The 12,915-nt window shown below is 39.5% G+C and carries 17 protein-coding genes; 7 read left to right on the top strand and 10 right to left on the bottom strand.

The annotated features are described in order from the left end of the window. Positions 1-187: 187 nt before the first annotated feature. From AM305_RS10120 to fkpA, 5 genes are read right to left on the bottom strand one after another with little or no spacing between them, the layout of a single operon-like run. A complete protein-coding gene (locus AM305_RS10120) occupies positions 188-454 on the bottom strand; it encodes a DsrH/TusB family sulfur relay protein (RefSeq protein ID WP_005825694.1) in 267 nt (88 codons plus the stop codon). Positions 455-464: 10 nt separating this feature from the next. Next, positions 465-833: a sulfurtransferase complex subunit TusC gene (gene tusC, locus AM305_RS10115; RefSeq protein WP_005825691.1), complete on the bottom strand. Its 369-nt coding sequence runs from the start codon at positions 831-833 to the stop codon at positions 465-467. A 1-nt stretch (position 834) separates the two neighbouring features. Further along, entirely contained in the window at positions 835-1,188 is a 354-nt protein-coding gene (gene tusD / locus AM305_RS10110) for a sulfurtransferase complex subunit TusD (RefSeq protein ID WP_005825689.1), read from the bottom strand. Further along, entirely contained in the window at positions 1,188-1,850 is a 663-nt protein-coding gene (locus AM305_RS10105) for a helix-turn-helix transcriptional regulator (RefSeq protein ID WP_005820247.1), read from the bottom strand. The genes tusD and AM305_RS10105 overlap by 1 nt, the downstream gene beginning before the upstream one ends. A 54-nt stretch (positions 1,851-1,904) precedes the next feature. Further along, positions 1,905-2,630 carry an FKBP-type peptidyl-prolyl cis-trans isomerase gene (gene fkpA / locus AM305_RS10100; RefSeq protein ID WP_005825688.1) on the bottom strand — a complete coding sequence of 242 codons (726 nt, stop codon included), beginning with the start codon at positions 2,628-2,630 and terminating at the stop codon, positions 1,905-1,907. Between the two features lie 84 nt (positions 2,631-2,714). Between fkpA and AM305_RS10095 the strand changes: the two genes are divergently transcribed. From AM305_RS10095 to AM305_RS10085, 3 genes are read left to right on the top strand one after another with little or no spacing between them, the layout of a single operon-like run. Continuing rightward, entirely contained in the window at positions 2,715-2,936 is a 222-nt protein-coding gene (locus AM305_RS10095; RefSeq protein WP_005825686.1) for a SlyX family protein, read from the top strand. A gap of 41 nt (positions 2,937-2,977) precedes the next feature. Beyond that, on the top strand, positions 2,978-4,045 hold the full coding sequence (locus tag AM305_RS10090) for an MFS transporter (RefSeq protein ID WP_005825684.1): 1,068 nt from the start codon (positions 2,978-2,980) through the stop codon (positions 4,043-4,045). Position 4,046: 1 nt separating this feature from the next. Continuing rightward, positions 4,047-4,397, top strand: a complete 351-nt coding sequence (locus AM305_RS10085; RefSeq protein ID WP_005825682.1) for a CrcB family protein — start codon at positions 4,047-4,049, stop codon at positions 4,395-4,397. A gap of 51 nt (positions 4,398-4,448) precedes the next feature. Here the strand turns inward: AM305_RS10085 and AM305_RS10080 are convergent, their stop codons facing one another. Then, positions 4,449-5,771, bottom strand: coding sequence for an anaerobic C4-dicarboxylate transporter (locus AM305_RS10080; RefSeq protein ID WP_005825681.1), 1,323 nt, complete (start codon positions 5,769-5,771; stop codon positions 4,449-4,451). Between the two features lie 155 nt (positions 5,772-5,926). Here AM305_RS10080 and dapF point away from each other — a divergent pair, with 155 nt between their 5' ends. After that, entirely contained in the window at positions 5,927-6,751 is an 825-nt protein-coding gene (gene dapF, locus AM305_RS10075; protein WP_005825679.1) for a diaminopimelate epimerase, read from the top strand. A 19-nt stretch (positions 6,752-6,770) separates the two neighbouring features. Then, on the top strand, positions 6,771-7,334 hold the full coding sequence (locus tag AM305_RS10070; RefSeq protein WP_005825678.1) for a DUF5358 domain-containing protein: 564 nt from the start codon (positions 6,771-6,773) through the stop codon (positions 7,332-7,334). Between the two features lie 85 nt (positions 7,335-7,419). Here AM305_RS10070 and AM305_RS10065 read toward each other — a convergent pair whose 3' ends face one another. The 4 genes from AM305_RS10065 to AM305_RS10050 form a co-directional block, all read right to left on the bottom strand. Continuing rightward, positions 7,420-8,463, bottom strand: a complete 1,044-nt coding sequence (locus AM305_RS10065) for a type II toxin-antitoxin system HipA family toxin (protein ID WP_005825676.1) — start codon at positions 8,461-8,463, stop codon at positions 7,420-7,422. Further along, positions 8,463-8,780 (bottom strand): HipA N-terminal domain-containing protein, encoded by a 318-nt coding sequence (locus AM305_RS10060; RefSeq protein ID WP_005825674.1) that lies wholly within the window; start codon positions 8,778-8,780, stop codon positions 8,463-8,465. The genes AM305_RS10065 and AM305_RS10060 overlap by 1 nt, the downstream gene beginning before the upstream one ends. Then, positions 8,768-9,076, bottom strand: coding sequence for a helix-turn-helix domain-containing protein (locus tag AM305_RS10055; protein WP_005820437.1), 309 nt, complete (start codon positions 9,074-9,076; stop codon positions 8,768-8,770). Before AM305_RS10055 ends, AM305_RS10060 begins: the two co-directional genes overlap by 13 nt. Before the next feature lie 195 nt (positions 9,077-9,271). Further along, positions 9,272-9,901, bottom strand: a complete 630-nt coding sequence (locus AM305_RS10050) for a glutathione S-transferase family protein (protein WP_005825672.1) — start codon at positions 9,899-9,901, stop codon at positions 9,272-9,274. A gap of 113 nt (positions 9,902-10,014) precedes the next feature. Here AM305_RS10050 and mutS point away from each other — a divergent pair, with 113 nt between their 5' ends. Both mutS and AM305_RS10040 read left to right on the top strand, forming a co-directional pair. Continuing rightward, positions 10,015-12,609, top strand: coding sequence for a DNA mismatch repair protein MutS (gene mutS, locus AM305_RS10045; RefSeq protein ID WP_005825670.1), 2,595 nt, complete (start codon positions 10,015-10,017; stop codon positions 12,607-12,609). 68 nt (positions 12,610-12,677) lie between these two features. Further along, on the top strand, positions 12,678-12,915 hold a 238-nt coding region (locus AM305_RS10040; protein ID WP_005825669.1), incomplete at its 3' end, for a helix-turn-helix domain-containing protein.

Here is a 12,915-nt window from a genome sequence, read left to right as displayed (position 1 = left end):
AAAAACGACAAATAGACTTGAAAACTTACTTGGACAACTTAAGGAGAAAATATCACATCATGCAGGATTAACGAAAAGATATAAGATTATGTTTATAAAGGATTTTTTAAATAAAAAGAGTTGCTAAGAATAATTAAAAATATTCATTAGCCACCATTTTGTCTACTATGCCTATAAAATGAAGCGCTTATAGTGCGACATGAGGAGCGTAGTCTTCGGTTAATTTAACAACTTCCGCCAGTGATAGTTGCGGTATCGTAAGAGGTAGGTTTCTTGCCTGTACATCATTTTTCAGCGCAAAAACATGGTCGATTTTGGTAAATAATTGTGGGTTTTTGACCGCTTGTAATACGCCGTCTTGCCATAAAAGTAAGGCATCAGTCGGGCGAATTTGTGCAAGGATTATCGCTAATTCTTGAACATCATATTGTGCTTTGGATAAAGTATAAAGCATGATATTTCTCTTAAAAGGTTAAAACTTTTTCAGCTTGCTGTAATTTGGTAAACATCTCATCTCGAGAGCACCAACGGATATCGGAAAATATCCACTCTGCATTTTCTAATCTTCGTTCTGCAACGCTTTCTTGGCAAACAAAACATTCCGTTAAATCATACAATTCAATCAGTTTAAAGGTGGCGATGTGATCTTTTTGTAGGATTTCCGCAGGTTGTTGGTTTTTCAGTAAATTAAATACACCATCATTCAGAAAGAGGATCAGGATTTCCTCTTCTTGGCAGAAAGCACTCGCTGCCAGTAGGGCATCTAAGCCTTCTCGGCTGGTGGCAGAACCAAACGGGGGCTGGGTAAATAAAATGGCAAGTTTATATTTCATATTAAAATGTCAGTAATCGATCGGCTTTTAAAACGGCATGGCTAAATTCGCCTAAACCGGCAAGCACAAAAGGCTCAGCGAGATTTTGTTCAACCACACCTCTACGTTGTGCAGCAGAGATGCAAAGGTGTAATGACAAGCGGTTTGTTTTGGCTAAATTTTGCCATTTTTCAAGTAGATTCAGTTCATCGCTTGCCGGCGAAATCCATTTGTTGGCATTGTGTATGCCTTGTTGGAAAAAGAAAATTTGGCTGATTTCATGTCCACTTTGGATCAGTTGTTCGGCAATTTGGTAAGCAAGCGTTGCACCTTGAGAACCAAATCCTTCCGATTTGATCGCCAGTACGTATTGCATTATTCCTCGGTCTCCTGCTTCGTTTGGCGGATATAGAGATAAACGGTATGACGAGAGATATCAAGCCGTTCAGCAACTTGGTTGATAGCTTCTTTAATATCGAAAATGCCTTTTTCAAATAATGAGATCACAATTTGGCGATTTTTATTGTTATTTGAGACATTTCTGTCCGCCATCACTTCTTCAATAGTGTGTTCAATGGTCTGTGCGACTAAATCTTCCACAGAGCTGGCAAAATTAACCGCATTTTCCGTTTCTTCTTTGGGTGGGAAAAAGCTGTTTAAGAATTGTGATGCCGGTACGTCTAAATTGACATTAATACAAATAAAGCCAATCACGTGCTGTTTGCGGTTACGGATAGCAATCGTGACCGATTTCATTAAGGCGCCACCGCCTTTAGAACGGGTAAAGTAAGGTTTGGATACGCTATCCGTTTGCATATTATGCAAAGAACGTAGGGCTTTATCGGTAAGAGGTGAGCCAATTTTTCGGTCTGTATTATGCCCATTCACGACATAAATGGCGGAATGTTCTAAGAATTCGAGAGAGTGAAGGACGATTTCACAATGTTCGCCTAGGAGTGCGGCTATCCCGTCCACCACAGGGAAATAAGATGCCAAAATGGCATGATCTTCATCTGAAAAAGGGGTAAAGGTTGTCATTGTTTATCATTAAAGAATGTTTTTGTTGGGCGGAGATACTCCGCCCCTATACTATTATTTTTTATCTGCCGGTTTAAAATCTAATAATTCAATCTCAAATTTTAATGTTGAGTTAGCCGGGATTTTACCTGCTTGGCGATTACCATAACCTAATTCCGGTGGTAAAACGATCTCCATTTTACCGCCTTTTTTCAACATTGGGATTGCTTCAATCCAGCCTGGAATCAGTTGGTCTAATTGGAATTCAATCGGTTCGCCACGGTCGTAAGAGCTGTCAAATGTCGTGCCGTTTGGTAATGTTCCCTTGTAATGCACTTTAACGATATCTGATTTAGCAGGGCTTGTGCCTTCGCCGGCTTTTTCGATTTTATAAAGTAAACCTGATGTTGTTTTTTTCACGCCATCTTTTTTCGCATAGTCAGCACGGAATTTTTCACCTTCTGCTACGGTTGCTTTATTCTTTTCAGCTGTGATTTTTTCTTCTTGTGAAGAAAGGTAGCTATCTAATGATTTAAGCTGTTTTTGTAAATCTTCATCGGTTAATTTGCCGCTTTTTTTCAATGTATCTTGAACACCGGCAATAATTTTGTCTTGGTTATAGGTAAAAATATCTTTTTGTGATTCAATCACGCCTTCAATATTTTTACCCATCAATACACCGATAGCGTAGGAAGAATCATCTACAAATTTGGTATCTGCTTTTTGTGCTTCTGCAAAAACAGAGGTAGAAAGAACTGAAGAAGCGAGTACTGCAATCATAGATAATTTAATTTTTGACATAACGTTTCCTTATAAAAATAGTGTTAATATCCAGTTGGATAGGGTAAAGTGTATTTTCTTTTTAGACAACCTTTTTATGAAAAAATGCAGACAAACCAAGAATTATTTACTCGAATTGAGGAATTAGAGAGTAAAGTGGCTTTCCAAGAGGTCACCATTGAAGAACTCAATCAGGCATTAATTGAACAACAATTTGCCTTAGATAAATTACAAACACAAATTCGTCATTTGGCGGAGAAATTTAAAGGGATTTCGGCGAGTAACGTAGCTTCTCGTGCTGAAGAAACCCCTCCTCCTCATTATTAACTTACCGACAAGCGGTTATCTTTTTTTATTTTTTTACATTTATGCATCTTCAAAAACTGTTATTGATTCGGCGATTTTTTTCTACGCTGGCTTTCTTTTCTATGCAAACGGTCTTTTTTATTTATTTGCAGAAAAAGGGGTTAAGCAACAGTGAAATTGCTTTTTCGTTATCTTTATTATTTTTCTGTAATCAGGCGTTAGCGATTTTTGCCGGCATTTGGGGCGACCGCTATGGATTGGCAAAAATGATGTTGCTGGGCTGTTTATTGGACGTTTTGGCATACATTTTCTTTTTATCTGCCGATCACTATGGTCTATTACTGTTGGCAACTACCTGCTTTGGGTTGGGTAGCTGTTTATTTGGCACCAATGCCAAAGCGTGCTTATTGGCGCTCGCAGGGGACGAATATGCCGAAAAAACCCGCTTACAAGGGAAGTATTTGAAAGTTACCTCGATGTCTTCCATGTTTGCACCTTTACTTGTCGTGCCGTTTATTAAATACGAACAGATCGATCTACTGATTTGGGTTTGCTTTGCGATTGAGGCAATTTTATTTGTGTTAATGGTGAAACCGTTTTATCAGATCCAAACGGTACAAACGTTGGTAAAATTTCGTTTTGCGCAAATCCGAGAAATTATTACTAAAGAATTTCTGTTTGTGCATTTGATGTTGTTTTTGCCGTTATCTATTGCAACATCCTTTTTTGTGATTTTCCCGTTTTTGTTTGATAACAAACTCGGTATGCCGGAACATTCGCCGATCGCTTTATTTGTAAATGGGTTATTGACGGTATTATTGCAAAGTAGTTTCTCACGCAAAATCAATTTAACCACCCAACAAACGAAGTGGGTTGCGCCGTTATTAGCAGTAGGCATTATTGTGCCATGGTTTGTTACCTTGCATTTTTTATCGGTTTATACGGCGTATTTATATTTAGTGATCTTTACCGTGATTGAAGTATATGCTTTAACGGCGATGGCAAACTTACTGGTGAAGTTTGATAATGGTACTAATCGAGGCTTTATTTTTGGTTCATCACGCTTGTTACTTTCTATGGCAACGGTGGTTGTGATGAATTTAATTCCGCATCTTTTCTTGGTGGCGTAAGATGAATATTTTATTCATTTCTTTGGGAGCTGTTGGTGGGGCAATTGCTCGCTGGCAGCTAGGCATATGGCTGAACCCGTTTTTTAGCCAATTTGCGTTCGGAACATTATTGGCAAACTGGTTGGGCTGTTTCCTCATTGGTATTGCCATGGGTTTACAATTACACGATCAGCAAAAGTTACTCTTTATCACCGGCTTTTTAGGCAGTTTTACCACGTTTTCAAGTTTCTCGGCAGAATTAAGTGAGAAATTATTAGCCGGGGAATATGGCATAGTCATGGGGGTATTGGGATTACACTTAGTGGGGGGCATTGGGTTTACTTTGCTTGGGTTGTGGTTAATTAAATATTAACAAGGCGTGAGATATAAAGATAAAAAAGGGCGTTTTAAACGCCCTTTATTTTTATAGGAAGATTTGTGCGAACAGTAAGCCTAAACCTAAACAGAATGCCATACTGATTAAACCAGGAAGCATAAAGCTGTGGTTAAAGATGAATTTACCGATTCGTGTTGTACCTGTGGTATCGAAGTCAATAGAAGCGATAATCGGACCATAGTTTGGAATGAAGAAATAACCATTTACCGCCACAAATACCCCGATGAGAATTGGTGCTGGAATACCAATTGCGACCGCTAATGGGAAGAGTGTTGCAACAGTTGCCCCTTGGCTGTTTACTAAGATAGAAAGTACAAATAATGCTAATGCAAATGCCCATGGAGCAGCTTCAACTAAGCCTGATACCATCTCTTTCACTTCAGTCATGTGGGCTTGCATTAATGTGTCGCCTAACCATGCGATACCAAAGATAGCAATTACCGCACGCATACCCGCATGGAAAATAGAACCTTTTGTAATTTCATCGCCATCCGGTTTGCAGAAGAGAATGATTAATGCACCAACAGTCAGCATCACGATTTCAATAGCGTGCGCCATACCCATTGGTTTGCCGTCAAATACAGGACGTAAGCTAGGCATCGCACCTAATAAAACCACTAATAATGCGCCAAATAAGAATAAGCCGACAGACATTTTTGCTGTTGGTTTAATCACGACTTCTGCCGGATTTGTATCAGTGTGGTTCGCTTTTACGTATTCAGGATCTTGTAGTAGTTTTTGATAATGTGGGTCGTCTTTTAATTCTTTACCCATTTTATTCACAAATACACAAGCTAACATTAAACCTAATAAGGTTGAAGGGATTGTTACCATTAACACATCGCCTAATGTTATTCCTTGCGGTTCTAAGAATGCAACCACTGCAACTACTGCTGCCGCAATTGGACTTGCAACAATCGCAAATTGAGATGCAATAACCGCCATTGAAAGTGGACGCTCTGGGCGAACACCGTTGTGACGAGAAACTTCAGCAATAACCGGTAATACAGAATAAGCTACGTGCCCAGTACCTGCAAGCACGGTAAATGTCCAAGTAACAAGCGGTGCGATAAAGGTTATATATTTCGGATTGCGGCGTAAAATGTTAGTTGCAATTTTAATCATATAATCTAAACCGCCAGCAGCTTGCATTGCCGCAGCAGCAGAAACCACTGCCATAATCATAAACATTACGTCAATAGGTAAACCTGCCGGTTTTAAGCCAAATCCAAAAGAAAGAATAGCTAAACCCAGACCACCAAAGACCCCTAAGCCAATACCGCCTACTCGTGCACCGATTAAGATACAAAGTAGAACAATGGCAAATTGCAAGATAAACATTGCAGACATATTTTAATACTCCATTGTAATTTAAGAAAAATGCCCTCATACTGTGAGGGTTAAAATAAAAAACCGGCATTTAAAAAATCCGCCGTACTATATCAATAAATAAATCTAATCTCTATAATAAGATTTAATAAAAATCAAAAAATTAGGAAAAAAATATGCAATTCTCAAAAATGCACGGACTCGGCAATGATTTTATGGTGGTAGATGGTGTAACACAAAATGTGTTTTTAACCGAAGAGATTATTCAAAAACTCGCTGATCGCCATCGTGGTATCGGATTTGACCAATTATTATTAGTTGAACCACCTTATGACCCAGAACTCGATTTCCATTATCGTATTTTTAATGCGGACGGGAGTGAAGTCTCACAATGCGGTAACGGTGCAAGATGTTTTGCGCGATTTGTCACCTTAAAAGGTTTAACAAATAAGCAAGATATTCATGTAAGTACCGCAAAAGGGAAAATGGTGCTGAGCCTGAAAGAAAATGGACAAGTGAGAGTGAATATGGGCGAACCGATTTGGGAGCCGGCGCAGATTCCTTTTACCGCCAATAAATTTGAGAAAAACTATATTCTTCGTACTTCATTACAAACCGTATTATGTGGCGTTGTTTCAATGGGAAATCCGCATTGCGTTTTACAGGTAGAAGATATTCAAACAGCCCCCGTGAATGAATTAGGTCCTTTATTGGAAAATCATGAACGCTTCCCTGAGCGAGCCAATATAGGATTTATGCAAGTGATTAACCGTAATCATATCAAGCTACGTGTTTTTGAACGCGGTGCAGGCGAAACACAGGCATGTGGAAGTGGTGCTTGTGGTGCGGTTGCTGTCGGCATTATGCAAGGCTTACTTGATAGTAAAGTCCAAGTGGATTTGCCGGGTGGTTCACTGATGATTGAATGGGAAGGCGTAGGGCACTCACTTTATATGACAGGTGATGCAACCCATATTTATGATGGATTTGTCAAACTATAAGGTATAAGAGAAATTAACGATGTTGAAACATTATCTGACATTATCATTCGCTGTGTTGCTGATTGCTAGTTGTAGTTCAGAGCAAAAGACAGAATCTTTTCCTGGTGAATTTGCTGATGCAGATTATATTTTATCGGATCAAGATGCTCAGCGCTGGGTGGCTGAAAGCAATCAAGCAGCGGAATGTATTTATCCTAATCTCACACGGATTCAACAAGATCATTTTTCTAAAGAAGATGCGTATATTCACTCACAATACGTCTTTTTCTATCCGTTAGAAAAAGTCATTGGCGAGCAATATGTGAAAATTGTGCAAGCTGATGAGAAATCTATGGGATATGCGCAATATCAATTTAAGAAATTTAAAGAAAATCCGAGTGAAATCAAAGAATTAACGAAGAAGCAATGCGAAACGTTAAGATCAAACGCACGTGATGATTTGGCAGTCGTCAAAGGGCAATATAAAAGCGGTATGGTGGAAGAAGCTAAGCCGGATGACAAACAAAAAGGCGATGGCGTTGCCACTAATGAAAACAAGTTTTTCTTTGATATTATTAAATGGGGAGCAGCACTATTGTTATAATTTCTAGTGCTAATATTTAGTATAGATAAGCGGTTATTTTTTCGAACCATTTTGCAAATGGTGTAAGAAAAATAACCGCTTGTTTTTATTTGAGTAATTTTTCCTCGTTTAAAATAAAAAGCAAGTTAAGTCTTCTTGAATATGCCTTTAATATCTGTTCTTTATGTTTTTCGGGTAAAAAAGAGGCCTGATAAACTTGTTCTACCATTTCAGCTTCAGCCTTTATTGCTGGAAGAAGTTTTTCGATAATCAGCCTTTTACTTAGCCCGATATTCTCTCCAAATTCAATAAAATCTTGCCCGATATATTCGCCATATTGTGTATCAAAACCGTGAGCCAATTCTTTTCCGCCCTCCTCTTTTGCTAGTAGTGGTAAAGCTAAAATTGAGCTATTAAATAGTTCAGAATAAGGTGCCACGGAGACAAAATCATAAATTGGTGCGAGCGTTATTTTTCCTTCTTTGGAATGAATAAGAGAGAAATTCCGTAAATGCAGGTCATTATTACCGAGAAGATAAGCATAAACGATTTGTCTAAATAACCCCTGCTTTTGGTTTAAATTATTTTCGGTATGAGCAAGAATAAATTTTACCGCTTGTTCATAGCTAATATATTGCTCGTTGCCACTGCCAATTTTTCCATATTTTTCATGAACATTCATTGCACCATCAAGTTGCTCTTTATGAATAGGTTTACCTTCTTCCGTTCGATCAAAACGCTTAATCACAAAAGCAAATTCTTTTTCTGAGGCTGATTCACTTGCATTAAAAGCAATCAAACCATTTTCAGGCACACAAAAGCCTAATTTTTTCATTAATTGCATCGTAGCGTGCTCATTTTCCGCTAAATTTGGGTAATCCGCCGGAGAGGGCTTGAGAATATATAATCCTTGCTGATCAATGCTTGTAAACTGGTTATCCTGAATAATCAGTTGTAGTTTGGGTTGATAACCTGAAATACTCATGCCTTTTTGCTTTTGAGGCTTAGAGAAAGTGAATTCTTGCCGGCTAAATGGAAGCATCGGATTAAATTTTTCATTGCCGGTTAAAGCCAAAAGACCCTTTGCGCTATAACCTGTTTTTTCTTCACGGTCTGTGAGTGCTTGTAATGTAATTCGACAAACGGACATCATTTCACCTCAAAAATTTGTGTGGCGCCAAGTAAATTTTTTCCATTATTTAGGAGTAATCCGAAGAGATCATTTTCATCAATTTTCTGCAAGGTAGAATAACGTTCCTTTAACCACCCCTCGGGAACGAGAGAAGCAAAATAAGGGAAAAGATGCTCAGAATGAAATGCTCGCTGTGAAATCGGAAGGCTAAGCGAAATCGAAATGCCCTGATAATTTTCATCATAATAAAAATGAAAACCTTGTGAATCTTGTACGAGTTGCCCGACTAATTCTTCATATAAATAGACATTACCAATACGTTTTAGAGCGTGCATAATGAAATCCCTAATGTTTCAGCAACCAATAATACAGTTGAAAACCGTACTTGGCTTGGGTCTTGAAATAAACGCTTAAGTGTCGAAACAGAGACATTTGTTTGTAATTCAAGCGTATGCAGATCAATATCTAATGCTTTACGTTTTTCATTAAGTAATTGGCCAAATGCTGTCATGCTATGAATTTTGTTAGCATGTAATTGCTGCCGTTGTGCTTGTTCATAAGCAATGACCTCTTTTTGTAATGTTTTTAATGCATCAATTTGCATTTCAAGTTGAGAAGTTAATGTATTCATAGCTTATATATGGTCTAATGTAATAAAATATCATCTTAAAAGAATCATATATAAACTTTTTTATATTGAAAAGATCTTTTTTAAACTTTATTTATCTTTTTTCTATTGTTTTGGTTCGTTTTTGGTCTTTTTTAAATAAGAAAAAAGGAATACGCTTGCGTGTATTCCTCTTCTCTTTGCTAAATAACAGGAGTCTTATTTATTTAACCCTTCTTGCTCTCGAACTTGCTGTACACTGCTATCTGCTTCAACACGTTTCATAAACGGTGCGAGTTGTGATAAGTGGCTAAAATCAAGTTTAAGTAAATAGCACCAATTTAACATGGTGTATAGGTAAACATCCGCAACAGAAAGGGTTTCGCCGAAGAAAGCATGAGTTTCTAAATATTCATTTGCCGTTGCTAATTGGTCTAAAATTTGCTCTGCTGCTTGTTGGCGAATGGTGTTCGCTAAGGCTTCGTTATCCGCTGCGTAGCTTGGTAAGCGGAATAATGGCACGAAAGATTTGTGAATATCGCCGTTGAAGAACGCTAACCAGCGTGCTGCTTTTGCTTTATCTCGTGCAGTTTTACTTCCAAAAAGTTTGACCTCTGGGTAAACCTCGTCTAAATAGTGCAAAATCGCTTGGTTTTGTGAAAGCGCAAGATCGCCGTCCACTAATACCGGTACGGCACCACGTGGGTTTAATGCAAGGTATTCAGGCGATTTAATAAATTCACGTGTAACCGCTTGATATTCATATTGGGTATTTGTTTTTTGTTTAATCCACTCTAATGCAACGTGGGGAACAAATGAGCAAGAGCCCGGTAATCCATATAATTTCATTGTTTTGTCCTCTTAAGAAAAACTCTTCAAATTATAGTCAGCCTCCGTGATTTTGTACAGGGTGGGGCAATCTGATAAACTACGTCTGATTTTTTATTTACTCAAAGAATGTTATGACCCAAGAACTTTCAAATCATACCCCAATGATGCAACAGTATTTACAACTTAAAGCCCAAAATCCCGATATTTTGCTTTTTTATCGTATGGGCGATTTTTACGAGTTGTTTTATGACGATGCGAAAAAAGCGGCTGCGTTATTAGATATTTCTTTAACTAAACGAGGTGCATCCGCAGGCGAGCCTATTCCTATGGCTGGCGTGCCTTATCACGCCGTTGAAGGTTATTTGGCAAAGTTGGTGGCATTGGGCGAAAGTGTAGCAATTTGTGAACAAGTTGGCGATCCAACCACGAGTAAAGGACCTGTTGAACGTAAAGTGGTGCGTATTGTTACGCCCGGCACGGTCAGCGATGAAGCGCTTTTACCCGAGCGTCAAGATAATCTTGTGGCAGCCATTTATGAGGAGAAAGGTACTTTTGCGATTGCGACATTAGATATGACATCAGGGCGTTTCTTAATCAGTGAATTGCCAAATAAAGAAGCGCTCGCCGCTGAATTACAGCGTGTTAGTCCGGCAGAAATTCTCTATGCAGAAGATTTTGCTTATGCACAAATTTTAAATAATTACAAAGGTTTGCGCCGCCGTCCGGTATGGGAATTTGAGTTGGTGACGGCAATTCAACTATTAAACCGTCAATTTGGTACGCAAAGTTTGGCTGGTTTTGGGGTCGAAAAGGCAGTCGTTGCCCTTTGTGCGGCAGGTTGTGTGTTGCATTATGCTCAAGAAACACAACGTACGGCGTTGCCTCATATCAATAGTATTCATCTGGCACAAAATCACGACACAGTGTTACTCGATGCCGCAACCCGCCGCAATTTGGAATTAACACAAAACCTTGCCGGAGGGACAGAAAATACGTTAGCCGCAGTGCTGGATAAATGTGTTACACCAATGGGAAGCCGTTTGCTTAAGCGTTGGATCCACCAACCTATTCGCCAGATGAAAAAGCTGGAAGAGCGTCAAGAAACGATTGATGCTTTGCAAAAAAATGGACAAATTCAACCGCTTCAATCTTTGCTACAAAACGTGGGCGATATGGAGCGCATTTTAGCTCGTGTGGCACTTCGCTCGGCTCGCCCTCGTGATTTAACCCGTTTACGTTCAGCATTGGGGCAAATTCCTGACATCGTGCAGAGTTCGCAACATTTAACTGCAAGTTTAGATCAGTTACTGCACCAAATCGGTGATTTTAGCGAACTTCACGATTTGTTAGAACGAGCGATTATTGAAAATCCACCACAGCTTATTCGTGATGGTGGGGTCATTGCAGCAGGCTACAACGCAGAATTAGATGAATGGCGTGATTTAGCCGATGGGGCGACCCAATACTTAGAAAATCTAGAACAACGGGAGCGAGAAACCACAGGCATTGATACGCTTAAAATCGGTTTTAATGCTGTTCACGGCTACTATATTCAAATTAGCCAAGGGCAGGCACATAAAGCGCCTATTCACTATGTGCGCCGCCAAACCCTAAAAAATGCCGAGCGTTATATCATTCCAGAGTTAAAAACTTATGAAGATAAGGTGTTAAAAGCGAAAGGGGCTTCTTTAGCGTTGGAAAAACAACTTTATGAAGCATTGTTTGATTTTATGATGCCTCGTTTAGGTGAATTGCAATTAGCGGCAATGGCGTTATCGGAGCTAGATGTTTTGACCAACTTAGCTGAACGTGCGGAAAATCTGGGTTATGTTAAGCCAACTTTCAGCCCTCAACGTCTCATCAATATCAAAGGTGGTCGCCATCCGGTGGTTGAGCAAGTGCTGAAAGAGCCTTTTATTGCGAACCCGGTATATTTAAATGGGCAACGACATTTGTTGGTGGTAACGGGTCCGAATATGGGGGGAAAAAGCACCTATATGCGTCAAATTGCATTGATCACGCTTATGGCGTACATCGGCAGTTTTGTGCCGGCAGAGAGTGCGGAAATCGGCATTGTCGATCGAATTTTTACCCGTATTGGCGCAAGCGATGATTTAGCTTCCGGACGTTCAACCTTTATGGTGGAAATGACCGAAATGGCGAATATTCTTCATCAAGCCACCGAGTATAGCTTGGTGTTAATTGATGAAATTGGGCGAGGCACTTCAACTTATGACGGGCTTTCATTAGCGTGGGCGTGCGCGGAATGGCTGGCGAAGAAAAGCCAATCGCTCACGTTGTTTGCGACCCACTATTTTGAATTAACCAGCTTGCCTAATCTCTTAAAAGGCGTTGCCAATGTGCATTTGGATGCGAGAGAGCATAATGACACCATCGTGTTTATGCATTCGGTTCAGGAAGGAGCAGCGAGTAAAAGTTATGGCTTAGCGGTAGCAGCGCTTGCCGGCGTGCCTAAAGCGGTTATTCAGTTAGCGAAACAGCGGTTAGCGCATTTAGAAACGATTTCTGAGCAAACCAAAGTGGGTGCAGAAAATCCGCAAGCAGATTTGTTATTCTCCGGCGATTTGCAAAACAACGCAGAAATCCCACCGCTTGTTGCTGTGGAAAGTGAAGTCGAAAAAGCCCTTGCGGAGGTTGATCCCGATGAACTTACCCCTAAACAAGCGTTAGAGGTGTTGTATCGTTTAAAAGGGTTGCAGAGATAGGGTTGTGACTAAACGGTATTATGTGGTATTTGTACAAAAACTAAATTTTAAGAGAAAGTAAAAGTTTAATGCAAGATGAAATGGCGGATCGTTTAGGTATGTCCACAAATGGTTATGCAAAAATTGAACGTGGCGAAACTCGTTTAACAATTCCTAAATTGGAACAAATTGTTGAAGTGTTTGATACGGATATTTTAGAGTTAATGTCGCTTGGTGAACGAAATGTTGTTTATTTTCAAGAAAGTGGAAATAACCATAGCTTAAATATCATTAACCCTACCTCTCAAGATTTAGCTTCCGAGATTA

It is taken from the genome of Actinobacillus minor NM305, assembly GCF_000175195.1.
Taxonomy (GTDB): Bacteria; Pseudomonadota; Gammaproteobacteria; order Enterobacterales; family Pasteurellaceae; genus Haemophilus_A; species Haemophilus_A minor.
The sequence above is the reverse complement of the archived record's forward strand: the minus strand, read 5'-3'. Positions and strand labels throughout refer to the sequence as shown.